Origin of the sequence: Mesorhizobium sp. M1142 (genome assembly GCF_040318565.1) — a bacterium.
In the GTDB taxonomy this organism is placed as follows: Bacteria; Pseudomonadota; Alphaproteobacteria; order Rhizobiales; family Rhizobiaceae; genus Mesorhizobium.
In genome coordinates this window covers 29,173-52,506 of record NZ_JAMYMK010000015.1, presented here as the reverse complement: position 1 = coordinate 52,506, position 23,334 = coordinate 29,173, and the positions used below count along the sequence as shown (strand labels likewise).

Here is a 23,334-nt window from a genome sequence, read left to right as displayed (position 1 = left end):
GAATACCGCTACGTCGGGTAAAATAGAGCAGAGCACTTGCCTACTCCGGCCGTTGCCTTCTCTCCCCTACTCAGGCCGCAAACCGCTGCGCTTCTCCGCCATAATAATTGACGTAGCGGGCACCGATCTCCTTGACCGGCATCACCACGAACACGTCGACGGTCGAGAATTCACGGTCGATGACGCAGCCGTCGCCGATGCGCGCGCCGACGCGCAGATAGCCCTTGACCAGCGGCGGCATCGCGGCGATCGCCGCCTTGGTGTTGACGGCCTCGATCGGCATCAGGTCCATGGAACAATAGCGCCCGGCGACGGCGCGCACGTCCCAGGATGAATTCGTCCGGCAGTGGTGGGCAAGATAGGTCAACGCCTCGGCATGTGCCGCCGGCACGGTGCCGTGGAACGACGCGCAGCCGGTCATCACGCCGATGCCGTAATGGTTGATATAGGCCCAGATGCCTTGCCACAGCGCCTCGATGGTGCGCTTCGAGCGGTATTCCGGCAGAACGCAGGAGCGGCCGAGCTCGAGGAACCGCTGGCCGGGATGCCGCGCGATCAGCTTGGTCAGCTCGAATTCGCCTTCGGAATAGAAGCCGCCGGCCGCTGCGGCAATCTCCTGCCGCAGCAGGCGGTAGGTGCCGACGATGCGGCGATGCTCGGGGCCGGAAAGCGAAGTATCGAACACAAGCAGATGATCGCAGAGGGGATCGAAGCGATCGGCATCGCGGCGGTCCTGCATCTGGAACAGGTCCTTCCTGGCACCAAGCTCGTCGTAGAACACCCGGTAGCGCACTTCCTGCGCGGCAGCGATCTCGGCCTCGTTGCGGGCGAGCCGCACTTCGAGATTGCCGATGCGGCCGAGCGATGCGCCTTTTATGACGGCATCGGCGTTCCGGCCGACGAGCAAAGGCCCGCTGGCGTTCGGCCGAGCATCACATTCCGGCATGACTGTATGCACGAGTGATTCTCCTTCGAGCCATCCCTCTTGGCACGGGGATACGGTGTAGGTGCAACAGGATTGTGACAGTACCGTGATACGGCTCTGCGGGCAATACTTCGTCGGCTGGGTAATCTATCAACCGTCTATGTTGTGCCTCAGGCGGCCACTTGCCCCTCGACGGCATGAACCAGGGCATCGGGGTCGAGCGGCTTGGTGACGAAGCCGCTGGCACCGTGAGCGAGCACGGCGTGGCGGGTCTTTTCCTGGCTGTCGGCCGACAGCACCATGATCGGCACCGGCGGCACCGCGGTCTCCTCCTCATGGCGGCGGATGGCGGCGATGGCGTCCAGGCCGTCCATGACAGGCATGTGCAAGTCCATCAGCACCACGTCGTAGCGGTGCTTGTGGCCGGTGCTGATGACCGCCTCGACCGCGGCCTTGCCGTTGCCGACCACTTTCACGCGATGCCCGGCCTTCAGCAGCGTGGCGCGGGCCAGCATGGCATTGATGTCGTTGTCCTCGGCGATCAGCACCGACAGGCCCTGCTGGCGGGCGCCAATGGCATGCCCCGCCTGCGCGCCGCGCCTTTGCAGTTGCGGCTCGGCGATGACCGGCGCGTGGCTGGTCAAAAGCACGCGCAGCAGTGTCTCGCCGCGCACCGGCCTCGCCAGGAAGGTGGCGTAACCATTGGCACGGAATTCGCCAAGCATGCCGCGGTCGGTCGGCGCGATCAGCGTCACTGCCTCGCACTCGGCAAATCCGCTCTGGCGCAGGCGCCTGAGCAGCCTGCCGTCGCTTTGCTCCATGGCAGCATCGATCAGCAGCACGTCACAGCCCTCGGCGAAAGCGGTGGCCTGGGCGGCGGCGGTGGCCAGATCGACCGTGCCGCCATTGGCGCGAATGGTGCGGGCGATGGCTTCGGCCTCGACCGGGTTCTTCGACACGATCACCGCATGCCGGCCCGACAGCGGGTTCTCGCGGATCTGCGGCGCCTCGACGGCGGAAATAGCGGGAATCTCGAAGACGAATTCAGATCCCTGGCCAAGGCGGCTCGACACAGAGATGGTGCCGCCCATGGCGGTCACCAGGCGCTTGGAAATGGCAAGACCGAGGCCGGCACCGCCATGCGCACGGGTCGAGGTGCCGTCAGCCTGTTCAAAGTCCTCGAAGATACGCTCCATGTCCTCCTCGCGCAGACCGGGGCCGGTGTCGGTGATGGTGAAGCGGATGCGGTCGGTGATTTCGGTGCGGACGCGGGCGATGCTTGCCAGGACGCCGCCGCTGTCGGTGAACTTGACGGCGTTGCCGATGAGGTTGAGCAGCACCTGCCTGACCCTGCCGGGGTCGGCGGTGATCAGCTGCGGCACGTCGGGTTCGACATGACAGCCGAGGCCGATATCCTTGGCAAAAGCCCGCGCCGCCAAAAGCTCGACGACATTGTCGGCGATCTCACGCACCGACATCGGCTGCGGTTCGGGATCGAAGCGGCCGGCCTCGATCTTGGAGTAGTCGAGCAGGTCCTCGATTAGCGCCAGCAGCGCGCTGGCCGAGGTCGAGATGGCGCCGACATAGGTCCGCTGCTCGGGCGAAAGGCTGGTGTCGGCGAGAAGCCGGGCCATGCCCATGATGCCGTTCATCGGCGTGCGGATCTCGTGGCTGACGGTAGCGAGGAAACGCGATTTGGCCTGGCTCGCATATTCGGCCCGCTCGCGGGCGGTGATCAGCGAGGATTCGGCGCGCTTGCGGGCGGTGATGTCGCGGGCGATGGCGCGATGCGAAACGGCGCCGCTGTCCTTGTCGCGCACCGACAGCTCGATCCAAGAGAACCAGCGTGGACCGTCCGGCGTGCGAATGGCGACGTCGGTGGAACTCAGGCATTCATGGTCGGAAAAGGCGGCGTCGGGGACGATGCCGACATCGATGCCTAGTTCGGCCAGGGCCTTGCCGGCAAGCTCGCGCTGGTCGGTTTCGACAAGGTCGGCGAAAACCTTGTTGGCGTAGACAATGTGGCCGTCGCGGTCGCGGTGGACGACGAGATCGCCGAGTGCATCGATCAGACCGCGAAAGCGCTCCTCGCTCTCCTGCATCTCCCACATGCGGTCGGCCAGCGTCTCGATTTCGGCGCGGCTGCGGGCGGTGGTGGCATCGAGCAGGGCCACTGCGCGGCGCTCGGTGCGCCTGTTGCGCAGATGCATGGCGAGCCCGGCCATGGCTGTCGCCAAAAGGCCGATGGTGATGAAGATCGGCGCTCCGGTCAAATGCGACAGGCCCGCCAGCACGACGATGGCGACCAGCGTCAGGAAGGACAGGCCTTCGCGGTTGGCGTCGGGCAATTCCGGCGCCAGCGGTGGCGCGGCGACAAGCTGCCGTGCTGGCGTATCGGGGGCCGTCCCGTCGGCCCGTTCGGCTGGTTCCGCCGCTCTGATGCCGGGTTCCGCAATCATACGGAACTCCTGCCAGACAGAGCTTATCGAAGGTTGTGATTGATCGTTCGAATTTTAGCGGTCGCGCTCTTTTTCCCCAAGAGGCTCACATGTCCACCACCACACGGCCGCGGATCTTGCCCTCGACGATGTCATGCGCGGCGCCGATGATGCCGTCGAAGCCGATGCTCGTCGACAGACTGGCAAGCTTTGCGTGATCGAGATCGGTGCCGATGCGGCGCCAGGCCTCGAGGCGGACCGCCTTGGGCGCCATCACCGAATCGATGCCGAGCAGCGAGACACCGCGAAGGATGAAGGGGGCGACGCTGGCCGGCAGGTCCATGCCGCCGGCGAGGCCGCAAGCGGCGACGGCGCCGCCATAGGAGGTCATCGACAGAACGTTGGCCAGCGTGTGGCTGCCGACGGCATCGACGCCGCCGGCCCAGCGTTCCTTGGCGAGCGGTTTTGCCGGCTGCGCAAGCTCGTCGCGTGAAATCACTTCCGCGGCGCCGAGGTCGATCAGATAGGGGCTTTCGGCAGCGCGGCCGGTCGAGGCAATGACGTGATAGCCGAGGCTGGACAGGATCGAGATCGCGACCGAGCCGACGCCACCGGCAGCGCCGGTCACCACCACCGGACCACGATCGGGCACGATGCCGTGGCGCTCCAGCGCGATGACGCAAAGCATGGCGGTGTAGCCGGCGGTGCCGATCGCCATCGCATCGTGCGGGCTCATTCCGTCCGGCAGCGGCACCAGCCAGTCGCCTTTGACACGGGCGCGCCCGGCAAAGGCGCCGAAATGCGTCTCGCCGACGCCCCAGCCGTTCAATATGACCTTGTCACCCTTGCGCCAGTCAGGATTGGAGGACGAGATGACTGTGCCGGCGAAATCGATGCCCGGCACCAGCGGCCAGCGGCGGATTACCGGCGCCTTGCCGGTAATTGCAAGGCCGTCCTTGTAGTTCACCGTCGTCGCCTCGACCGCGACGGTGACGTCGCCCTCCATCAGGTCTGCCTCTGTAAGCTCGGTCACCGCGACCGACTGGTTTTTCTCGGCGTCGCGCGAAACGAGGATGGCTTTGAAGGTTTCGGGCATGTTTTCTCCTCGGGCTTGCAGATCAGAATGTGCGGCGCCAGGCGAGTGAGGTCAATCGCTCGACATTCCGCGCCGCCAACCAATGAGCTCATCGAAGACGACCAGCACGGCACCAACGGAAATGAAGGCGTCGGCGAGGTTGAAGACGGCGAAGGACCAGACCGGCGTATGGAACAGGACATAGTCGATGACATGGCCGTAGATTGCGCGATCGATCAGGTTGCCGAGCGCGCCGCCAACGATCAGTGCGAAGCCGATGCGGGCAAGCAGGTGGCCGGGCGGCGTGCGGGCCGCAAGATAGAGCACGAAAGCGACCACCAGAACCGCGACGACCACCAGGCCGGTGTCGCCGAAGGACGAAAACAGCGAGAACGCGATGCCGGTGTTGTAGGTGCGGTACAGCGCCAGGAACGGCAGCAGGTCGAGCCGTTCCTGAAAGGCGAGGCCGGTTTCGACCAGGTATTTCAGCCACTGGTCGAGCGCTATCGCGGCGACGACCAGAAGAGCGTACGGCCTCCAGGACTTCATGGTTTGCAGTTTCACGGTTTGAGATGTCACGATCTGGCGTCCTCCGGGCCGAGCTTCAGCGCGTCGCGCCGGATCTCGAACAGCATGACGCCGGTGGCCACCGCAAGGTTGAGCGAATCGGCGCGGCCGGCCTGCGGTATCCGCAGCAGCTTGTCGCAGCTTGCGGCAAGCTCGTCAGGCAGGCCTTGCTGCTCGTTGCCCATCACCAAAAGCACCGGGCCTTTTGAAAAATCGACCGAGCGGTAGTCGACCGCACCCTTCAGATGAGTGCCGGCGACGAGGCCGGGAAAGCTCGTTCGCCAGGCGAGAAAAGCCTCGGGCGACGCCTTGGCGACGGGCACGGCGAAGATCGAGCCCATTGTGGCGCGCACCGTCTCGACCGAAAAGGGATCGGTGGTCTCGCCGACCAGGATGACGCCCCTGGCGCCGACAGCGTCGACCGTGCGGATGACGGTGCCGAGATTGCCGGGGTCGCGAACGCGGTCGAGTGCTACCCAGACATCGCTGTCCTCGACGCGGATGTCCTTCAGCGACAGCAATTTCTGCGAGAACACGCCGACGACCATTTGCGGATTGTCACGGCGGGTGATGGCGACCAGCACCTTTTCCGAGACTTCAAGTACCGTGCCGCCGGCGGCGACCGTGCGCGCCGCGACCTTTTCGACTGCCGCGTTGCCACGTCCGGCCTTGGCGAAGACCAATGTCCTGATCGACCAGCCGAGATCGAGCGCGTCGATGACCAGCTTCAGGCCTTCGGCCATGAAGGCATTCTGCTGGTCACGGAATTTCTTCAGCGCGAGCGCCTTGATGTCCTTGATCAGCGGGTTGGCGAGGCTGGTGACTTCCTTCACCTGCCCTGGCGCGCCTGCGTGCCGTTCGTACGCACTCATTCAGGCCACCCAGCGCGAGAACAGCGAGGTCGAAAGCGCCCGACCGGCAGATTTCTCGCGGATGATCAATTCGCCCGACTCGACCGTGCCGCCCATGCCGGCGAAGGTGTCGCGCATCAGGGCATGGATCGCGAAAAAAGAGGCGCGGATCGAATAGGCGGTCAGTACCACGGCGAGCGGCTTCGGCGTCAGGATCGCGCGGCAGATATCGGTCAGCGCCGGCAGGTCCTCGAACAACTGCCAGACCTCGCCTTTCGGTCCGCGGCCATAGGCGGGCGGGTCGAACAGGATGATGTCGTAGCGGCTGCCGCGGCGCTCCTCGCGTTCGGCGAATTTCACGGCATCGTCGACGATCCAGCGGATCGGCTTTTTCGATAGGCCCGCCATCTCCTGGTTTTCGCGTGCCCAGCCGATCGCCTTCTTGGAAGCATCGACATGGGTGACCTCGGCGCCGGCATGCGCCGCCACCAGGGAGGCAAGGCCGGTGTAACCGAACAGGTTCAGCACCTTCACCGGCCGTTTTGCCGCCGCGATCAGTCCGGCCATGTGGTCCCAGTGCGAGGCCTGCTCGGGAAAGACGCCGACATGGCGAAACGAAGTGAAGCGGCCGAGATAGTCGATGCCGTCATGCTTCATCGGCCAGGTCTCGCCGAGCGGCGTCTTGGGGAAGCGCCAGCGGCCGATGCCTTCCTCGTCGGTATCGCCGGTGAAGATGGCGTCGGCGCGTTCCCAGTCCCTGGCCGCCAATGCCTTTTGCCAGATCGCCTGGCCCTCCGGCCGAACGATGCGGTAGGGGCCGTATTGCTCGAGTTTTTCTCCGGCACCACTGTCTAGCAGCGCGTAGTCCTGATTGGGGCCGACTTCGAGGATCAGCGGCAGATGTTCGGCGGGCAGCGCGCCATCGCGGCGCGAGAGCATGCGCGGCGCGGCTTTTGGCTCGGACCGGTCTTGCGGTTTAGGCTCCGGACCGGCGGTTGGGCTGGCGTCGCGCCGCCGGACATGCTCCGCCCCGCCTTTTGCGGGCGGTCGGCTGTCGCGGCGTCTGTCGCGAAAAGGTTTCAAGAAGGCGCATCTCCGGACGGCGGCTTGGCCGCTTCTGCCACAGCACATTGACCGGCGCAACAAAAGGGCTGCCGACGTGCGCAGCCGGATCAGCCGCGCCTGATCGACAGCAGGCCGATTGCGAGCGCTATGAAACCAACGGCCTTGAAGCCGGTGACGACCATATGGCCGGTTTCCCAGCGGCTCCGGATGGTTTCGAAATTGCCTGGGATCGGTCCAGGTACCCAAGTGGCCAGGACATCGTTTGCCGGTTTGACCAGCGCAAACCACGCCCCAAGCGCTAGCAGGTAGAGCACGGTGGCGGCCAAGACCCACCAGAATGCCGGACGATCGCTGCGCAGCATCCAGGCGAGGAGGCCCGGACAGACGATTGCCGCCAGGTCCAGCGGTGCGCCGATAATCGCGAAGAATTGGAACTGAGCGTTAAAGACAGTGGTTTCACGCCAGAGCGAAGGCCGCCATCTGGTCAGCCGCGGCACCGATTCCAGCACATGGGCGAAAGACGGCCCAAGGCTGAGCGCCGCGACGATGGCGGTCAAAACCGACCAGAACAACAGAAAACCGCGTATATCCATAATGGCCAGACAACGGCGTCAGGGCGCAGACGTTCCGGTCGGCGATCGTCTTGCTTGCCGTCGAAAGGGCAGGCGCACTATCGTCCATTCAAATTGGGCATCCATCAAACCGGGTTGCGATCCATGTCCCGCGCCGAACGCCTGCTCGACCTGATCCAGATCCTGCGCCGGCATCGCCGGCCGGTCAGCGGCCGCAGCCTCGCGGACGAAATGGGTGTGTCGATCCGCACGCTCTATCGCGATATCGCCACGCTGCAGGGGCAGGGTGCGCCGATTGAGGGTGAGGCGGGGCTGGGTTACGTGCTCAGGCCAGGTTTCATGCTGCCGCCCTTGATGTTCACCGATGAGGAGATCGAGGCGATCGTTCTCGGTTCGCGCTGGGTGGCCAAGCAGCCGGACTGGCGGCTTGCGAACGCCGCCACCGACGCGCTGGCCAAGATCGCGGCGGTGCTGCCGGACGATTTGCGCGAGGAACTCGATGCCTCGACGCTGCTGGTCGGGTCGCGCACCGAGGTCACAGAAGGCATCGATCTCGGCGTGGTGCGGCAGGCCATCCGCGAGGAGCGCAAGCTGAGCTTTGTCTATCGCGACGCCGGCGGCGCTGCCTCCGAGCGCACCGTCTGGCCGTTCGCACTCGGCTTCTTCGACAAGGTGCGCGTCGTCGCGGCCTGGTGCGAGATGCGCCAGGATTTCAGGCACTTTCGCGCCGATCGGATATCCGGCCTCAACGCCACCGAGATGCGCTATCCGCGCCGCCGTCAGGTGCTGCTCAAAGAATGGCGGGCGACGCTCGACACGCCAAGCTAAGGCTGCTGCTCAGTTGAGACTGCTGCCAGAATCTGGCAGTGGCATACGCTATGCTCCTCCAGTCGAAACCATCTGGAGAGCAATTCATGACACCGCCCAATTTCGTCATCCTCTATGTCGACAAGCCTGAGCAAAGCGGCGCCTTCTATAGCGCGCTGCTTGGGCGGCAACCGGTCGAGACCTCGCCGACCTTCGTGCTGTTCGTGCTCGACAACGGCTTCAAGCTCGGCCTCTGGTCGCGTCACACCGTGGAGCCGGCTGCCGCGGCAGCGGGCGGCGGCGCCGAGATCGTCTTTGCGCTGGACACGCCGGGTGCCGTCGACGCCACCCATGCCGAGTGGGCCGGCCGCGGGCTGAAAATTCTGCAGACGCCGACCGACATGGATTTCGGCCGCACCTTCGTCGCGCTTGATCCCGACAGCCACCGGCTGCGGGTTTATTGGCAAAGGGAGTAGGGCAGTAGGGCAGTAGGGGAGTACGTGACAGGAAACATAGCTGGCGCGGCGCCGCACGATCAGTGCGGTTCCTACTCCCCTACTCCCCTTTCGCTTGCCCGATACACGGCAATGCCGGCGGCGAGGTCCTCGAGGGCTGCGCCGACCGACTTGAACAGCGTGATCTCGTCGTCGTTCTGCCGGCCTTTTTTCTGGCCGCGCGCCAGTTCATAGAGGTCGGCGACAATGGCTTCCGGCTTCAGAACGCCGGAGGCCAGCGGCTGGACGATATCGCCGGCTTCCTTGGTGGCGCCGGCGCGGGTGTCGACATAGACGCGGGCGCGTGCAATCGCGTCGTCGTCGCTTTCGCGCATCGCCGGCGTGAAGCCGCCGACCAGATCGACATGGGTGCCGGACTTCAAGAGTGCGCCCTTGATCAGTGGCATGGTGGTGATGGTCGCCGACGATACGATATCGGCCTTTCCGAGTTCGGCGTCGAGATCGCCTGCTGCTTCGGCCGCAAAACCCTCGGCACGCAATTTTGCCGCGACCTTTTCGGCATTCGACGACGTGCGGTTCCAGATGCGGATGTTCTTGATCGGACGCACCGCCGAATGAGCCTTTGCAAGGAATGGCGACAGCGCGCCGGCGCCGACCACCAGCAGCCGCGATGCATCCTCGCGGGCCAGATAGGAGGCAGCCAGCGCCGAGGCACAGGCCGTGCGCCACTGTGTCAGCCTCTGGCCATCGATCAAGGCCTGAGGCTCGCCTGTGGCGCCGTCGAGCAAGAGGTAAAGCCCCATCACCGCGGGCTTGCCGACAGCATTGTTGTCAGGCGACACGGTGACGATCTTGACGCCGATATGGCCATCGGCCGAGGTGCCGGCTGCGTTGAAGTCGGTCCAGGCCGGCATCAAAAGCAGCGTCGAGGCGGCGCCATCGGGCCGCTCGACAGTGTGATGGTGCCTGACCGGCTGCACGGCGCCATCGCGAAAGGCGGTGCGTAACGTCTCGACCAGCCCGGAAAAGGTCAGCGCGCGGTCGACCTCGGCGGCGGAAATGGTCAGCATGAAAGGCTCCGTGGAGGACTAGGCCGGTTGTGCCTCAGGCCCGAGCCGCGGCTCAGTTCGTCGGCTTCGGCAAGACTGGGCTCTGCGACGCGGTGGGCGCGCGGCTGACCGCCTGGCGCAGGTTCTCGGCCTCGGCGCCGCGCTGGCGCGCCAGCTTGCGGTAGCGGCCCTGCTTGATCCAGGTCGCCAGGCTGCCGACGATCATGCCGATAGCCAGCGCCAGGAACAGGAAAATGAAGAGCGGCACGGTCAGCGTCAGCGCCGGATTGCCGGGATTGAACGGATCGAGTGTGAAGGCTACCGGTTCGCGGTTCGCGACGGCCAGCGCAATCAGGATGACGGCCAGCGGCACGAAAACCACGATGAGAATGAAGCGATTGAACATGTTTTTCCGTTCGGAAGAAAAGGCAGGAGCGGTGGCGCGTGCCGCGCCTATTTGCCTCCGTTCAGCCTTTCACGCAATTCCTTGCCGGTCTTGAAGAACGGTACCCATTTCTCCTCAACCTCCACGGATTCGCCGGTGCGCGGGTTGCGGCCGGTGCGGGCAGGGCGGTTTTTCACCGAAAACGCGCCGAAGCCGCGCAACTCGACCCGGTTGCCCTCGGCAAGCGCGTCGGTGATTTCATCGAAGATAGCGCTGACAATGTTTTCGACGTCGCGCAGGAAAAGATGCGGATTACGCGTGGCGATGATCTGAACAAGTTCGGATTTGATCATGAAAAGGCTCCCCGTGAAAGCAGTGCCGCCGAAATTATCAGAATGATTTTATTTGGTTTTTCACTCGTCCCAAGCGGTTCCTCAAGGGTGCCAGACGGAAACGAGACCGTCAAGAAACAAGCGGTCCGCTCCAATTTCGTGAAGGACGTCGCCGCCATGGCCGGGCAGGCCAAGCGCAGCGCCGACGGTCTGCGCCATCGCCTTGGAGAACAGGAAACCACCGCGTTTTTCCGTGTCCTTCCATTCCAGCACCTTGAGCTTGGCATCGACACCCTTGCCTGCAAGCCAGTCGATCGCTTCGGCTTCACCGCCGACCGCGTCGATCAATCTGTTGGCGACCGCCTGCCGGCCGGTGAAGATCGACCCGTCTGCGAGCGCCAGCGCCTCCGGCTTGGTCATGTTGCGGCGCTCGGCGACGATGCCGACGAACCAGTCGTAGCTGTCGAGGATGAGCTTGCGGACCATGGCGCGCTCATCGTCATTGGTCGGCTTGAAGGGAGAAGGCGACGCCTTCAAGGGCGAGGATTTCACCTCCTCCAGCTTGACGCCGAGCTTGTCCATGAGGCCGCTGACGTCCGGGTACTGGATCAGCACGCCGATCGAGCCGACGATCGAGGATTTGCGTGCGACAATATGGTCGGCCGCGGTGGCGATCATGTAGCCCGCCGAAGCCGCGAGCGTGCCGACCTCGGCCACCACCGGCTTGTCGGCGGCGAGCTTGCGCACTGCCTCATAGATCGACTCGCCACCGACGGTGGTGCCGCCGGGTGAATCGATCGACAGGATCACAGCCTTGACGCGCGGCGACTGACGGATGGCCTCCAGCCGCTTGATCAGTTCTTCGTCTTCGGTGATGGTACCTTCGATCTTGACCTTGGCGATGTGGTCGACTGCCGCGCTGGTGAAGTCGTCACCATAGATCCACGCCGAAAAGGCGATCAGCCCGGCTGCGGCGACGATAATCGCCGCGGTACGCCAGAATGTCAGCTTGCGGCGCAAGCGGCGGCGGTCGATCAGGTCGTCGGCTCTCAATGCCATGGTCAGCCTCGTAGTCGGTGGGAGCAGATGCTTTTAAAGCAACCATTCGCGCCCGGCTACCGTTTCCTGACGGGCTTGCGACAAAGGCCTCAGGCATTCGCGGCAAGCCTCAACCTGTCGCGTTCCACAGGCTCTAACACTGTGCGCCTATATCTGGTATGAGGTACAGGCTGCGCTGGGGCCATTTTCGTTGTACAGGGGCGGCTGTCACATTTTTGCGGTTTTCCTCGGCTTTTGCTTGCTTGAGGGCGCCGGCATCCCACCTATAGGGCGGCCTGGCGGGCAGGGGTTTAGAAGAAGCAGTCATGTTAGCGGGACCAATCGAACCGACCAACACCGAGACGGAGTTGGCTCCCAAGGCCGCAGGCCGGGCGCGGGTCGACGCGTTTGACATTGCGCAGCGTCATTCGCGCCGGGTCCGGATCCTGAAGCTGGCCGTACCGCTGGTCGCCGCCGTGATCGCGGTCGCGTTTCCGGTCTATTCCTATCTCATGGCACCCGCTGCAATCGAGGTGCAGGCCGACGGCGGCGCCTTTGCCGATGGCAAGCTGGTGATGGCCAATCCCAAGCTCAACGGCTTCACCAAGCAAAACCTGCCCTATTCGATGACAGCGCTCCGCGCCATACAGGATGTCAGCAAACAGGGCATCATCGATCTGGAAGGTATCAAGGCCAAGCTGCCGATTGCGGCCGACAACACCGCCGCCATCGGTGCTGCGCACGGCACCTACGATCGCGACGGCAACACATTCAGCCTGACCAGCGACGTGACCGTGTCGACCACGGATGGCGTGGTGGCAAAATTTAAATCAGTCTATCTCGACATGGCCGAAGGCACTATGAAGACAAGCGAACCTGTCGATGTCAGCCGCGGCGGGTCGCGGATCAGGGCGGATTCGATGTCGGTCCAGGACAATGGCAAGGTCCTGATTTTCGAGAACAAGGTGCGCGTCGACATCGATCCCGCCAGTTTGAAGGCGGCAGAGGCAAAGAGCGGAGAGACCAATGCGGTTCAGTAGTTCGGCACGGCGCCTCGCCGCGATCTCGGCGTTAACGCTTGGGTTGCCCTTGGGGCTGACCTTCGGGACGGCGCCGTCGCTGGCGCAATCCAGTGCCACCAGCCAAATGTCCGGCCTCAGGCTGTCGGGCGACAAGCCTATCCAGATCGAAAGCGACAAGCTCGAGGTGCGCCAGGCGGAAAGCGTCGCCGTCTTCACCGGCAACGTCAACGTCGTCCAGGGTCCAACCGTGCTCAAGGCCGGCAAAATGACGGTCTATTACGTCAGGGATGCAGGCGCCGCCAAAGGCGCCCAGCCCGCGGGTGCCGCGGCAATGACCGGATCCGCCAACATCGACCATCTCGAGGTCGACGATAAGGTCTACATCAAATCGGACGATCAGGTTGCCACCGGCGACCGCGGCACCTTCGACATGAAGACCGAAGTGCTGGTGCTTTCGGGCAGCAAGGTCGTGCTCTCGCAAGGCGACAACGTGCTTGTCGGCTGCAAGCTTACCGTGCAGATGAAGAGCGGCCTTGCCCAGGTCGACGCTTGCGGCGGCCGCGTCATGATGTCGATCACGCCGCCGGCGAAGTCTGGAGCAGCGAAACCCTGATGACCGGCATATCGTCGCTGCTGGCGCGTCTTCCAGGGCGCGCCGCCAGCAAACTTGCGGCACCGGCCAGGGTCACCGTCGAAGCGGCAAAGTTCAAGGGAACCTTGATCGCCAAAGGGCTGACCAAAAGTTACAAGGGCCGCAAAGTCGTCAGCGGCGTGACGCTGGGCGTGCGCGCCGGCGAGGCGGTTGGGCTGCTCGGCCCCAACGGCGCCGGCAAGACGACCTGTTTCTACATGGTGACCGGCCTGGTGCCGGTCGATGAAGGCACCATCGAAATCGACGGTTTCGACGTCACATCGATGCCGATGTATCGCCGCGCCCGTCTCGGCATTGGCTACCTGCCGCAGGAAGCGTCAATTTTTCGCGGCCTGAATGTCGAGCAAAACATCCGGGCCGTGCTCGAAGTGGTCGAAAAGAGCCGCAAGGAGCGTGAGCGGCTGCTCGACGAATTGCTCGAGGAATTTCACATCAGCCATCTGCGCAAGGCTCCGTCGCTGTCGCTCTCCGGTGGTGAGCGGCGACGCCTCGAAATTGCCCGTGCGTTGGCAACCCGCCCTGCCTACATGCTGCTCGACGAACCGTTCGCCGGCATCGATCCGATCGCCGTCGCCGACATCCAGCAGCTCGTGCGCCATTTGACGGCACGTGGCATCGGCGTGCTGATCACCGACCACAATGTCCGCGAGACACTTGGCCTGATCGACCGCGCCTACATCATCCATGCCGGTCAGGTGCTGACCCATGGCCGGGCCGACGAGATAGTCGCAAATGCCGATGTGCGGCGGCTTTATCTCGGCGAGGGATTTACGCTCTAAGTGCGAAATTCCGGTTCGAGCGGGATTTCCGGCGTAGTCCAGCAGCTTTTTCTTCAATTTTCTGCCTGAAAACGTGTCGGCAGGCGAGTTTTACCGCTCCTCGCCTTGACAAGCAAAAGCCGGGCCAGTTTCTATGCTGGCCTGGAAAATTCCTTCCAGCAGTGCGGGTGTGTAGACGGAGCGTTTGAAACCGAACCATGGCGTTGGCGGCAAAACTACAGCTACGACAGTCGCAGTCGCTGGTGATGACGCCGCAGCTGATGCAGTCAATCCGCCTGCTGCAGTTCACCCATCTCGAGCTGGAACGCTTCATCGACGACGAGATCGAACGCAATCCACTGCTGGAACGTGCCGAACCGCAGGAGGACGCCGCCAGCGACCAGGCGCAGAAGGGCGACGCTGCACCAGAACCAGCTGCCGACGGCGACTGGTTCGAAGCGGAGACGGCGTGGAGCGCCGAGGCGATCTCGGAAAAGCTCGATACATCGCTGGAAAACCTGTTTCCCGATGATCCTGGTACGAGCGAGCGGCTGGGGCCCGACCTGACGGCGCAATGGAAATCGGCGTCCGGCAACGGTTCCACCTCTTCCTCCGACGGCTTTGACGTCGCGGACATGGCGGCGGCTGCCATCACGCTGCGCGACCATGTCGGCGAGCAGGTAGCGCTCGCCTTTGCCGATCCGGCGGCCCGCCTGATCGCCAGCGAGCTTGCCGACGGCCTCGACGAGGCCGGCTACATGCGTGCCGACATGGCCGAGATCGCGGCCCGCCTCGGCACGAACGCCACGGCGGTGGCAAGGGTCCTGGCGGTCTGCCAGACATTCGAGCCCGCCGGCATCTTCGCCCGCGACCTCGCCGAATGCCTGTTGCTGCAGCTTGCCGTGCGCGACCGGCTCGATCCGGCGATGAAGGCGCTGATCGCCAATCTCGAACTCCTGGCACGGCGCGATTTCCAGACGCTGAAGCGGATTTGCGGCGTCGACGAGGAGGATCTGCTCGACATGCTGGCCGAGATCCGGGCGCTCGACCCGCGGCCAGGAATGGCATTTTCGTGCGGTGCCAGCGACGCAGTCGTGGCCGACGTCGAGGTGCGCGCAGCCAATGACGGCAGCTGGACGGTCGAGCTCAATGCCGAGACGCTGCCGCGCGTGCTGGTCGATCACATCTATTTCGCCCAGGTCACGCCACATGCGAAAAACCAGGCGGAAAAGGATTTCCTCGCCGAATGCCTGCAGAACGCCAACTGGCTCACGCGCAGCCTCGACCAGCGGGCGAAGACCATTCTCAAGGTGGCCTCTGAGATCGTGCGCCAGCAGGACGCTTTTCTCGTCCACGGCGTGCGGCACCTGAAGCCGCTCAACCTGCGTACGGTGGCGGACGCCATCGGCATGCACGAATCAACGGTCAGCCGGGTCACGGCAAACAAATACATGCTGACGCCGCGCGGTGTGTTCGAGCTGCGCTATTTCTTCACCGCCTCGATCGCTTCGTCAGGTGGCGGCGATGCGCATTCGTCGGAAGCGGTGCGCGACCGCATAAAGCAGCTGATCGACGAGGAGAAAGCCGTCGATGTGCTTTCCGACGATGCCATCGTCGACATGCTGCGGGAAAGCGGCGTCGACATTGCCAGACGCACGGTGGCCAAATACCGGGAAGGCATGAACATACCCTCTTCGGTGCAGCGGCGGCGCGAAAAACGCGCTTTGGCCAGCGCCGGCCGTTGAGCTCCGACGGAATTTCCACAGCTTTCGCAGTTCATTGACAAGCGGCAACGAAGTGGCTAGAAGCCCGCCCGCATGAGACGGGCTAGCGAGTGGATTTGAGTTCGCCGATGCCCGCACGAGAGATGGTCCGTCACGACGTAGGCCACGGGACGGCCAAGAAGGCGGCTTGTGATCAACCGGAAAGTTCGGATCTAAAATCGGCGCAAGTGACGCCGCAAAAGCTTGTGCGCGCGGACCACGAGTATAAACTCGGGACAGTTTGAAGCCTGAGCAAGGAAGGTCAGTTTTCAGATGACACTGCGCATATCGGGAAAACACATGGATATCGGCGATGCGTTCCGTACGCGCATCAACGACCGTGTCGGGGAAGTGATCGGGAAATATTTCGATCGGGGCTTTTCAGGGCAAATCGTAGTCGTCAAATCGGGGTCGCGCTACACGGCCGATTGCATGATCCGGCTGGACTCCGGTGCTTCGCTGCAGGCGACCGGCGATGCCCAGGATCCAACGCTTGCCTTCGATACCGCGGCAGACCGTCTGGAAACACGACTCAGGCGCTACAAACGCCGGCTGAAGTCGCACAATTCAGGCAATAGCAACGGCGAGCTCACCGACGTCGCCTATACGGTGATGGCGCCGCTTACCGACGACGAGGAGGACATACCGGAGAATTTCGCGCCGGCCATCGTCGCCGAATCGACCATGACGCTGCGGACCATGTCGGTGGCGTCAGCGGTGATCGAACTCGACACCAAGGACAGCCCGGTCCTGGTCTTCCGCAATGCCGGAAACGACCATCTCAATATCGTCTATCGCCGGCCGGACGGGAATATCGGCTGGATCGACCCGTCCACGGCCAAGGTCGCGCAGGGGTAAAAACCAGCCGCACGCGAGCGTGGGGACTGGCGACGGCAGGCGAACAAGGGATTTCAAGCATGGATCTGAGCGATCTCGTCAGCGTTCCGGCAATCATGCCGGCGTTGAAGGCGAACTCCAAAAAGCAGCTGCTGCAATTGCTGTCCGAACGGGCGGCGGCGATTTCCGGCATTCCGGAGCGAGAGGTGTTCGACACCATCCTGCAACGCGAGCGGCTCGGCTCGACCGGCGTCGGCAACGGCATCGCCATTCCGCACGGCAAGCTGGCTGGGGTGAAGCGGATCACCGGCGTCTTTGCCCGGCTGGAGACACCGGTGGACTTCGAGGCCCTCGATGATCAGCCGGTCGACCTGGTGTTTCTGCTTTTGGCTCCCGAAGGTGCCGGCGCCGACCACCTCAAGGCGCTGTCGCGCATCGCGCGGGTGCTGCGCGATGCCGACACGGTTGCCAAGATCAGAGGCACGCGCGACGCCGTGGCCATCCACGCGCTGCTGTCGGACACGCAGGCCTCGCACGCCGCCTGAGGTTTTGATTAAATCCCTTGAAGGGCCGCCCTGTGCGGCCCTGTCCGATTCCAACCAGATCGCTGCGCCATATGTGTCAGTTGATGGCGCCGTTGTCAGTGGATAACGACGTTAGTGGATAGCGACCGGGGTCAGATCGTTTTCCAGCGCGCCAGCCAGTGCCCGGTCGCGAGCGTCCGAAAGCAGGATCGGCTGGCCATTGGCGGCAAACAGGGCCCACAGTTCCAGACCCGGCGCGATTTCGCCGAGGCCCGGGAAACGGCCGCGCAGATCGTCGCTCGACACTTTCCTGAGATAGGCTACCGAACCTTCGCCGAGATGGGCGAACTCGCCGCTGGTCATGATGATATTTTCGTTAGTTCTGGTCATTTCAAGCCTCCTTGCCGCGAGACGCCGCTCAAGGCCATCCCGCATGAGAGCTATCGGCAAAAATCAGTCTTTCACCGATATGTTTATTTTTCGTACCAGCCGTTCGGACTCCGGCCGATCGAGATCGATCGACAGAAGGCCGTTCTTCAATTCCGCCGCAATCACCCGCATGCCGTCGGCCAGCACGAAACAGCGCTGGAACTGGCGCGCGGCGATGCCGCGGTGGAGAAATTCGCGCTCGGTGTCGTCGTTCTGACGGCCGCGCACGACCAACTGGTTCTCCTCCGTTGTGACATCGAGATCGCTTTCCGCGAAACCGGCGACGGCGAGCGTGATACGCAGCCTTTCGGTTTTGCCGTCGGCACCGCTGAGGCGCTCGATGTTGTAGGGAGGATAGCTGTCACCGGACTTTGCCAAGCGCTCCAGCGTCTTTTCCATGGAATCGAAACCGAGGAGAAGCGGGCTGGAAAAAGGCGTCATTCGGCTCATGTTACAGTGTCCTCTCAAGAGCGACATAAAGTGGAAAAACCCGGATGGCATTTTTCCCGATGGTCTTGATATGGTCCGCCGCCCGGCAGACTTCAAGCCGTCACACGTCCCGCCCAAAAAGACTTGCCAAAACAAGGAATTGAAATGCCCCAATCCCGCAGGATCATCATCGACACTGACCCCGGCCAGGACGATGCCGTCGCCATATTGCTGGCGCTGGGCAGCGCCGAGCTGGAGATCGTCGGCATCACCGCGGTGGCCGGCAACGTGCCGCTGAAACTTACCGAAAAAAACGCCCGCAAGATCTGCGAACTGGCCGGCCGGACGGACGTCAAGGTCTATGCAGGCGCCATCCGGCCACTGGCGCGCGAACTCGTCACCGCCGAGGAAGTGCATGGCAAGACCGGCCTCAACGGACCGCAACTGCCCGAACCAAAGATGAAGCTGCAGGACGAGTATGCGGTCGATTTCATCGTCGAGACGCTGATGAGGGAGGAGAGCGGCACGATCACGCTGTGCGCGCTCGGGCCGCTCACCAATGTTGCGCTGGCGCTGATCCGCGAGCCCAAGATCGCACCGCGCATCAAGGAGATCGTGCTGATGGGCGGCGGCTTCTTCGAGGGCGGCAATGTCACGCCGACCGCCGAATTCAACATCTATGTCGACCCGCACGCCGCCGATGTCGTGTTCAAATCCGGCATTCCGATCGTCATGATGCCGCTGGACGTCACCCACAAGGCGCTGACCACCGCCAAGCGCACGAAGGCCTTCCGCAAGCTCGGCACCCGGGTCGGCACGGCCACCGCGGACATGCTGGAATTCTTCGAACGTTTCGACGAGGAAAAATACGGCACCGACGGCGGCCCGCTACACGATCCTTGCGTCATCGCCTACCTGTTGAAGCCGAAGTTGTTCAAGGGCCGCAACTGCAATGTCACTGTGGAAACCGCATCAGAACTTACCATGGGCATGACCGTGATCGACTGGTGGGGCGTGACCAAGCGGCCGAAGAACGCCATGGTGATGCGTGACATCGACCACGATGCGTTTTTCGAGCTGTTGCTGGAAAGGCTGGGGCGGCTTTAAGGGCCGGCTTTCATCCCCCCTTGATGGGTTGGGCGGAGTGCCGTCATTGCCAAGCTGGAACACCCCTCATCCAACCGAGCTTCGCTCGGCCACCTTCTCCACAAGGGGAGAAGGGAAAGGTGCCGTTACTTCGCCTTGGAAAATGCCAGCCACAGGCCGCCGCCGACCAGGAAGCTGCCGCTGATCCGCGACAGCAGCTTGACGCGGCCGGCCGACAGCAGGCGCCCGGCGCGGCCGGCGGCCAGCGCGTAGGTCGAATCCGACACTGCGGCGAAGATCATGGCGGTGAGACCCATGACGCCGATCTGTAACGCGTAATTGCCTTCAGGCGCGATGAACTGCGGAAAGAAGGCGCCAAAGAACACCAGCGTCTTTGGATTGCTGATTGCTACCAGCAGGCCTTGCAGGAAAAAGCCACCGCGCGGTTTTTTTGCCGATCCATCGGCGTTCAGCTTGCCTTTCGAGCGGAACATCTGCACGCCCATCCAGATCAGGTAGGCAGCGCCAATCAGCCTGACCCACTCGAACCAATGTCCCATGCCGGCGATCAGCGAAGTCAATCCGATGCCGACAATGGCAATCATGATGGCCAGCCCGGCCTGGGTGCCGGCGACATTGGCGAGCCCGGCGCGCGAGCCGTGGCGTATGCTGTTGGCAATGATCAGCGTCACCGTCGGGCCCGGCACCAGGACGATGACGATGCAGGCGACGACATAGGTGGCGTAGAGTTCCAGCGACATTTTTCCCTCCGCAGAATGCCGCTCGTGCGGCGTGCTGTCGCGATCAATGCATGGCGATGAGTTGCGTGCAAGTCGGCGAAGCGCCGACAATGCGGAGCTGATTTCAGCAGGCGCCGGCCTGCCATGGCAGCGTTGCCTCATAGGCGGCAGCCGCCCTCAGCACGGAGGGGTCACCGCGCGGCCGCCCGATCAATTGCATGCCCATTGGCCTGCCCCTGGAGTCGAAGCCCGCCGGCACATTGATCGCCGGGCAGCCGCCCAGCGTGGCGAGCGCTGAGACCTGCATCCAGCGGTGATAGCTGTCCATGGCACGCCCGGCCACTTCCCTTGGCCAGAGGGTGGCGACGTCGAAGGGAAAGACCTGTGCGGCTGGCAGCGCAATCAGGTCGAAACGCTCGAAGAGCGACAGCAGCATTCGATGCCAGGACGAGCGCCTCACAGTTGCCGCATGGATTTGCGGCGCGGTGAGGCGAAGCGCATGTTCCACCTCCCACACGGCCTCCGGCTTCAGCAGACTGCGTTTCAAGGGATCATCGTAGTGCACCTTGAGCGCACAACCGCTGCTCGCCTGCCGAAGCGTTACAAAGGCCTGCCACAGCGCTTCGAAGTCGAATTCCGGCATCAGCGGCTCGGCCTCGAAGGTCACATCCGCGAACCGGCCGAGTGCTGCCTCGCAAAGCTGTAGAATGCCTGCTTCAACCGGCAGATGGCCGCCGAGATCGCCGAGCCAGGCGATACGCCCTCCGGCCGCCGGCGTTTCCACCCCTTCGAGAAACGAGCCTGGCTTATCATGCGACAGCGGCGCGCGAGGATGATAGCCGGCCTGCACGTCGAGCAGCAGCGCCATGTCGCGCACGTTACGCCCCATAGGCCCTTCGACGCCCATCTGCGCATGAAACACATCAAGGTCAGGGCCAGCCGGCACCAATCCCTGCGACGGGCGGAAGCCATGGACATTGTTGTAGGCAGCGGGATTGCGTAGCGAGCCGCCAAAATCGCTGCCATCGGCAACGGGAACCATGTCGAGCGCCAGCGCGACCGCCGCACCGCCGCTCGAGCCGCCGGCGGTCAGCGCCGGGTCGAATGCGTTGAGCGTCTGTCCGAACACGGTGTTGTAGGTGTTGGAGCCGAGCCCGAATTCGGGAACGTTGGTCTTGCCGATGATGATCGCGCCGGCCTTGCGGACGCGCTCGACGAAGAAATCGTCTTCCTCAGGCACGAAATCGACGAAGATCGGCGAGCCGAAGGTGGTTCTCAGGCCTTTTGTCAGCGCAAGATCCTTAATCGCGATCGGCAGGCCGAACAGCGATCCGGTATCTCCTCCTCGCGCCAGATGGGCGTCAGCGTTGTCGGCCTCGCGCAGGATGTCGGCATGTTCGCGCAATGAAACGATAGCGTTGACCAGCGGGTTCACCGCCTCGATCCTGTCGAGGAATGCCGCGACCACTTCGCGCACCGAAAGCTGCCGGTGCCTGATCTTCTCGGTAAGCTCCACGGCAGACAGGCGGCAGATGTCGCCGGCGGGCGGTACCGCATGCTTCGTGGTCGGGCGCACGGCTGTCATACCGCTTTAGCCTGCGGATTTCTGCAGGGCGACATCGACATCCCTGGCCAGCGGGATGGCCGGCTGTGCACCGGCTTTCAGGCAGGCCAGCGAACCGGCGGCGGCAGCGCGGGCAAGCGCCTGGTCGAGCGGCAGGCCGGCTGCCAGCCCGGCTGCAAAATAGCCGCAGAACGTGTCGCCGGCGCCGACCGTGTCGAGCGGGGTGATCTTCAGCGCCGGAACCATCAGAAGATCGTCCGGCGTTGCCGCCAGAACGCCGTCCGGGCCAAGCGTGACGACGATGGTGCGGCCGGTTCTCGAGGCATAGTCGCGCATCCGCGCCGGGCGGTCGCGGCCACTCAATGACAGCGCCTCGCCATAGAGGTCGAACTCGGTTTCGTTGGCGACGAGATAGTCGGCCTTGCCGAGGAAGCCGGCAGCGTCGCTGTGGAAAGGTGCGGTGTTGAGCACTGTGATCGCGCCGGCCGTCCTTGCCGCGTCGAGTGCTGCCTCGACGGTCTGCAGCGGGATCTCCAGTTGCAGCAGCACGACGTCGCCGTTTTTCAGGAAGGCCTTGGAAAGGTCACCCGGCACGACCGAATCATTGGCGCCCGGCACGACAGCGATCACGTTCTCGCCGTCGGCGCCGACCATGATCAGCGCAGTACCGGTAGAGGCAAAGGTCTCGCCGACGCCGGACAGGTCGATCTTGCCGTCGCGCAGCAGCGCCAGAGCCTCGCTGGCGAAGCTGTCCTTGCCGACTGCGCCGACCATGCGCACCTTGGCCCCGGCGCGGGCGGCGGCCAGCGCCTGGTTGGCGCCCTTGCCGCCGGGAGCAGTAGCGAAACCGGAGCCGCGCACCGTCTCGCCGGGACCGGGCAAGCGGTCGACACTGGCGATGAGGTCGAGATTGATGGAGCCGATGACGACGATCAAGAAGTGCCTCCCGCTAGCGCATGCGGGAAGCTACTCCGTAAGATCGCTGCTTGTCACCCTAGCGGTCCTTACATCGCTCCTATCGTTCCATTCTTTGGCTATTCACGAAGAGACCTGTCCCGCCTCCCAGCCGAGGATGGCGCGTTTGCGGGTCAGGCCCCAATGGTAGCCGGTGAGCGCACCGGACTTGCCTAGAGCCCGGTGGCACGGCACGACAAAGGACATCGGATTGGCACCGACCGCGGCACCGACAGCCCGGCTGGCGCTCGGTGCGCCGATGCGCGCGGCGATCGAGGAATAGGTGCAGGCCTGGCCCATCGGAATACGCAGCAAGGCTTCCCAGACGCGGACCTGGAAGTCGGTGCCGATCATGACGACGCGGAGCGGCTGGTCGGCGCGCCACAGCGTCGGATCGAAAATACGCGCGGCATAGGGCGCCGTTGCAGCCATGTCCTCGATATAGCTAGCGTTCGGCCAGCGGCTGGACATGTCGGCAAAGGCCGCACGCTCGCCGCCCGGATCGTTGAAGGCGAGGCCGGCGAGGCCGCGGTCCGTCACCATGATCAGCGCGATGCCGAAAGGTGAGATATGATAGCCGTAGCGGATGGTGAGCCCGGCGCCGCGGGTCTTGTAGTCGCCCGGCGACATCGCTTCGTGGGTGACGAACAGATCATGCAGCCGGCCTGGACCGGACATGCCGAGCTCGAACGAGGTTTCAAGCAGCGGCATGCCGGCATCGAGCAGCTTGCGCGCGTGATCGAGGGTAACGGCCTGCAGAAAAGCCTTGGGCGACAGGCCGGCCCAGCGGGTGAACAGCTTCTGCAGCCCGGTCGGCGTTTCGCCGACCTCCTCGGCCAGCACTTCCAGCGAAGGCTGGTCGCGATAGTCGAGGCTGATCTTTTCGATGGCACGACGGACGATTTCGTAGTCACCGCCTTCAGGCGTGATGTCTTTCTGAAGGATTGCTGTCGTTTTGAGAGGCATTTGGGCGTTCATGGCAGTATCTCCTTGCGTGCGAATATCGTCCTTCGCGGC

At 63.7% G+C, this 23,334-nt stretch carries 26 protein-coding genes; 9 read left to right on the top strand and 17 right to left on the bottom strand.

The features are described 5' to 3' along the window. Nucleotides 1-70 precede the first annotated feature (70 nt). The 7 genes from olsB to NKH42_RS22465 form a co-directional block, all read right to left on the bottom strand. Complete coding sequence (gene olsB, locus NKH42_RS22495; RefSeq protein WP_023675251.1) at nt 71-946, bottom strand: l-ornithine N(alpha)-acyltransferase; 876 nt, start codon at nt 944-946, stop codon at nt 71-73. A gap of 149 nt (nt 947-1,095) precedes the next feature. After that, a complete protein-coding gene (locus NKH42_RS22490; RefSeq protein WP_352506611.1) occupies nt 1,096-3,384 on the bottom strand; it encodes a hybrid sensor histidine kinase/response regulator in 2,289 nt (762 codons plus the stop codon). Between the two features lie 85 nt (nt 3,385-3,469). After that, the gene (gene acuI / locus NKH42_RS22485) at nt 3,470-4,459 is read right to left on the bottom strand and encodes an acrylyl-CoA reductase (NADPH) (RefSeq protein ID WP_352506610.1); all 990 of its coding nucleotides are present in this window, start codon (nt 4,457-4,459) and stop codon (nt 3,470-3,472) included. A gap of 51 nt (nt 4,460-4,510) precedes the next feature. Continuing rightward, the gene (gene lspA, locus NKH42_RS22480) at nt 4,511-4,987 is read right to left on the bottom strand and encodes a signal peptidase II (RefSeq protein WP_352506692.1); all 477 of its coding nucleotides are present in this window, start codon (nt 4,985-4,987) and stop codon (nt 4,511-4,513) included. Nucleotides 4,988-5,013: 26 nt separating this feature from the next. Then, entirely contained in the window at nt 5,014-5,877 is an 864-nt protein-coding gene (locus NKH42_RS22475) for a TrmH family RNA methyltransferase (protein WP_352476400.1), read from the bottom strand. Next, entirely contained in the window at nt 5,878-6,939 is a 1,062-nt protein-coding gene (locus NKH42_RS22470; protein ID WP_352506609.1) for an RsmD family RNA methyltransferase, read from the bottom strand. A gap of 89 nt (nt 6,940-7,028) precedes the next feature. Beyond that, entirely contained in the window at nt 7,029-7,514 is a 486-nt protein-coding gene (locus NKH42_RS22465) for an anthrone oxygenase family protein (RefSeq protein ID WP_352506608.1), read from the bottom strand. A 123-nt stretch (nt 7,515-7,637) separates the two neighbouring features. On the opposite strand from NKH42_RS22465, the gene NKH42_RS22460 reads away from it, so the two are divergent. Both NKH42_RS22460 and NKH42_RS22455 read left to right on the top strand, forming a co-directional pair. Further along, complete coding sequence (locus tag NKH42_RS22460) at nt 7,638-8,321, top strand: helix-turn-helix transcriptional regulator (RefSeq protein ID WP_352506607.1); 684 nt, start codon at nt 7,638-7,640, stop codon at nt 8,319-8,321. An 86-nt stretch (nt 8,322-8,407) separates the two neighbouring features. Beyond that, nucleotides 8,408-8,776 (top strand): VOC family protein, encoded by a 369-nt coding sequence (locus NKH42_RS22455; protein ID WP_352506606.1) that lies wholly within the window; start codon nt 8,408-8,410, stop codon nt 8,774-8,776. Between the two features lie 71 nt (nt 8,777-8,847). Here the strand turns inward: NKH42_RS22455 and lhpI are convergent, their stop codons facing one another. The 4 genes from lhpI to sppA form a co-directional block, all read right to left on the bottom strand. Next, nucleotides 8,848-9,825, bottom strand: coding sequence for a bifunctional Delta(1)-pyrroline-2-carboxylate/Delta(1)-piperideine-2-carboxylate reductase (gene lhpI, locus NKH42_RS22450; RefSeq protein ID WP_352506605.1), 978 nt, complete (start codon nt 9,823-9,825; stop codon nt 8,848-8,850). Between the two features lie 52 nt (nt 9,826-9,877). Then, complete coding sequence (locus NKH42_RS22445) at nt 9,878-10,210, bottom strand: LapA family protein (protein ID WP_352649557.1); 333 nt, start codon at nt 10,208-10,210, stop codon at nt 9,878-9,880. Between the two features lie 47 nt (nt 10,211-10,257). Further along, entirely contained in the window at nt 10,258-10,542 is a 285-nt protein-coding gene (locus NKH42_RS22440) for an integration host factor subunit beta (protein WP_023675261.1), read from the bottom strand. An 81-nt stretch (nt 10,543-10,623) separates the two neighbouring features. Further along, a complete protein-coding gene (sppA, locus tag NKH42_RS22435) occupies nt 10,624-11,580 on the bottom strand; it encodes a signal peptide peptidase SppA (RefSeq protein WP_352506604.1) in 957 nt (318 codons plus the stop codon). 305 nt (nt 11,581-11,885) lie between these two features. Between sppA and lptC the strand changes: the two genes are divergently transcribed. The 6 genes from lptC (at nt 11,886) to ptsN (ending at nt 17,136) form a co-directional block, all read left to right on the top strand. Beyond that, nucleotides 11,886-12,599 (top strand): LPS export ABC transporter periplasmic protein LptC, encoded by a 714-nt coding sequence (lptC, locus tag NKH42_RS22430; RefSeq protein WP_352476407.1) that lies wholly within the window; start codon nt 11,886-11,888, stop codon nt 12,597-12,599. Further along, nucleotides 12,586-13,194 carry an LptA/OstA family protein gene (locus NKH42_RS22425; RefSeq protein ID WP_254816816.1) on the top strand — a complete coding sequence of 203 codons (609 nt, stop codon included), beginning with the start codon at nt 12,586-12,588 and terminating at the stop codon, nt 13,192-13,194. The genes lptC and NKH42_RS22425 overlap by 14 nt, the downstream gene beginning before the upstream one ends. Next, a complete protein-coding gene (lptB, locus tag NKH42_RS22420; protein WP_023718959.1) occupies nt 13,194-14,012 on the top strand; it encodes an LPS export ABC transporter ATP-binding protein in 819 nt (272 codons plus the stop codon). Before NKH42_RS22425 ends, lptB begins: the two co-directional genes overlap by 1 nt. Before the next feature lie 197 nt (nt 14,013-14,209). Further along, on the top strand, nt 14,210-15,736 hold the full coding sequence (rpoN, locus tag NKH42_RS22415; RefSeq protein ID WP_352506602.1) for an RNA polymerase factor sigma-54: 1,527 nt from the start codon (nt 14,210-14,212) through the stop codon (nt 15,734-15,736). A 291-nt stretch (nt 15,737-16,027) separates the two neighbouring features. Then, entirely contained in the window at nt 16,028-16,612 is a 585-nt protein-coding gene (gene hpf / locus NKH42_RS22410; protein ID WP_352506601.1) for a ribosome hibernation-promoting factor, HPF/YfiA family, read from the top strand. 59 nt (nt 16,613-16,671) lie between these two features. Further along, the gene (gene ptsN / locus NKH42_RS22405; RefSeq protein ID WP_352687953.1) at nt 16,672-17,136 is read left to right on the top strand and encodes a PTS IIA-like nitrogen regulatory protein PtsN; all 465 of its coding nucleotides are present in this window, start codon (nt 16,672-16,674) and stop codon (nt 17,134-17,136) included. Nucleotides 17,137-17,247: 111 nt separating this feature from the next. Here the strand turns inward: ptsN and NKH42_RS22400 are convergent, their stop codons facing one another. Beyond that, on the bottom strand, nt 17,248-17,505 hold the full coding sequence (locus NKH42_RS22400) for a BQ00720 family protein (RefSeq protein ID WP_023675269.1): 258 nt from the start codon (nt 17,503-17,505) through the stop codon (nt 17,248-17,250). 63 nt (nt 17,506-17,568) lie between these two features. Next, a complete protein-coding gene (locus NKH42_RS22395) occupies nt 17,569-17,994 on the bottom strand; it encodes an Hsp20 family protein (RefSeq protein ID WP_023675270.1) in 426 nt (141 codons plus the stop codon). A gap of 144 nt (nt 17,995-18,138) precedes the next feature. On the opposite strand from NKH42_RS22395, the gene NKH42_RS22390 reads away from it, so the two are divergent. After that, nucleotides 18,139-19,080 (top strand): nucleoside hydrolase, encoded by a 942-nt coding sequence (locus tag NKH42_RS22390; protein WP_352687955.1) that lies wholly within the window; start codon nt 18,139-18,141, stop codon nt 19,078-19,080. 125 nt (nt 19,081-19,205) lie between these two features. Here NKH42_RS22390 and NKH42_RS22385 read toward each other — a convergent pair whose 3' ends face one another. The 4 genes from NKH42_RS22385 to NKH42_RS22370 form a co-directional block, all read right to left on the bottom strand. After that, entirely contained in the window at nt 19,206-19,820 is a 615-nt protein-coding gene (locus NKH42_RS22385) for a LysE family translocator (protein WP_352476410.1), read from the bottom strand. Between the two features lie 103 nt (nt 19,821-19,923). Then, nucleotides 19,924-21,384, bottom strand: a complete 1,461-nt coding sequence (locus NKH42_RS22380; RefSeq protein ID WP_352687957.1) for an amidase — start codon at nt 21,382-21,384, stop codon at nt 19,924-19,926. Between the two features lie 6 nt (nt 21,385-21,390). Beyond that, nucleotides 21,391-22,299, bottom strand: a complete 909-nt coding sequence (locus NKH42_RS22375; protein ID WP_352687959.1) for a ribokinase — start codon at nt 22,297-22,299, stop codon at nt 21,391-21,393. A gap of 102 nt (nt 22,300-22,401) precedes the next feature. Next, entirely contained in the window at nt 22,402-23,295 is an 894-nt protein-coding gene (locus tag NKH42_RS22370) for a methylated-DNA--[protein]-cysteine S-methyltransferase (RefSeq protein WP_352687961.1), read from the bottom strand. Nucleotides 23,296-23,334 lie beyond the last annotated feature (39 nt).

Bases quoted from the DNA above. Each gene is read 5' to 3' on its own strand.
- NKH42_RS22455 (WP_352506606.1), top strand. From the start codon at position 8,408: ATGACACCGCCCAATTTCGTCATCCTCTATGTCGACAAGCCTGAGCAA.
- NKH42_RS22440 (WP_023675261.1), bottom strand. From the start codon at position 10,542: ATGATCAAATCCGAACTTGTTCAGATCATCGCCACGCGTAATCCGCAT.
- olsB (WP_023675251.1), bottom strand. From the start codon at position 946: ATGCCGGAATGTGATGCTCGGCCGAACGCCAGCGGGCCTTTGCTCGTC.
- lptC (WP_352476407.1), top strand. From the start codon at position 11,886: ATGTTAGCGGGACCAATCGAACCGACCAACACCGAGACGGAGTTGGCT.
- NKH42_RS22445 (WP_352649557.1), bottom strand. From the start codon at position 10,210: ATGTTCAATCGCTTCATTCTCATCGTGGTTTTCGTGCCGCTGGCCGTC.
- NKH42_RS22475 (WP_352476400.1), bottom strand. From the start codon at position 5,877: ATGAGTGCGTACGAACGGCACGCAGGCGCGCCAGGGCAGGTGAAGGAA.
- NKH42_RS22380 (WP_352687957.1), bottom strand. From the start codon at position 21,384: ATGACAGCCGTGCGCCCGACCACGAAGCATGCGGTACCGCCCGCCGGC.
- lhpI (WP_352506605.1), bottom strand. From the start codon at position 9,825: ATGCTGACCATTTCCGCCGCCGAGGTCGACCGCGCGCTGACCTTTTCC.
- hpf (WP_352506601.1), top strand. From the start codon at position 16,028: ATGACACTGCGCATATCGGGAAAACACATGGATATCGGCGATGCGTTC.
- NKH42_RS22400 (WP_023675269.1), bottom strand. From the start codon at position 17,505: ATGACCAGAACTAACGAAAATATCATCATGACCAGCGGCGAGTTCGCC.
- sppA (WP_352506604.1), bottom strand. From the start codon at position 11,580: ATGGCATTGAGAGCCGACGACCTGATCGACCGCCGCCGCTTGCGCCGC.
- lspA (WP_352506692.1), bottom strand. From the start codon at position 4,987: ATGAAGTCCTGGAGGCCGTACGCTCTTCTGGTCGTCGCCGCGATAGCG.
- NKH42_RS22390 (WP_352687955.1), top strand. From the start codon at position 18,139: ATGCCCCAATCCCGCAGGATCATCATCGACACTGACCCCGGCCAGGAC.
- NKH42_RS22460 (WP_352506607.1), top strand. From the start codon at position 7,638: ATGTCCCGCGCCGAACGCCTGCTCGACCTGATCCAGATCCTGCGCCGG.
- acuI (WP_352506610.1), bottom strand. From the start codon at position 4,459: ATGCCCGAAACCTTCAAAGCCATCCTCGTTTCGCGCGACGCCGAGAAA.
- NKH42_RS22370 (WP_352687961.1), bottom strand. From the start codon at position 23,295: ATGAACGCCCAAATGCCTCTCAAAACGACAGCAATCCTTCAGAAAGAC.
- NKH42_RS22395 (WP_023675270.1), bottom strand. From the start codon at position 17,994: ATGAGCCGAATGACGCCTTTTTCCAGCCCGCTTCTCCTCGGTTTCGAT.
- ptsN (WP_352687953.1), top strand. From the start codon at position 16,672: ATGGATCTGAGCGATCTCGTCAGCGTTCCGGCAATCATGCCGGCGTTG.
- rpoN (WP_352506602.1), top strand. From the start codon at position 14,210: ATGGCGTTGGCGGCAAAACTACAGCTACGACAGTCGCAGTCGCTGGTG.
- NKH42_RS22465 (WP_352506608.1), bottom strand. From the start codon at position 7,514: ATGGATATACGCGGTTTTCTGTTGTTCTGGTCGGTTTTGACCGCCATC.
- NKH42_RS22425 (WP_254816816.1), top strand. From the start codon at position 12,586: ATGCGGTTCAGTAGTTCGGCACGGCGCCTCGCCGCGATCTCGGCGTTA.
- NKH42_RS22490 (WP_352506611.1), bottom strand. From the start codon at position 3,384: ATGATTGCGGAACCCGGCATCAGAGCGGCGGAACCAGCCGAACGGGCC.
- NKH42_RS22385 (WP_352476410.1), bottom strand. From the start codon at position 19,820: ATGTCGCTGGAACTCTACGCCACCTATGTCGTCGCCTGCATCGTCATC.
- lptB (WP_023718959.1), top strand. From the start codon at position 13,194: ATGACCGGCATATCGTCGCTGCTGGCGCGTCTTCCAGGGCGCGCCGCC.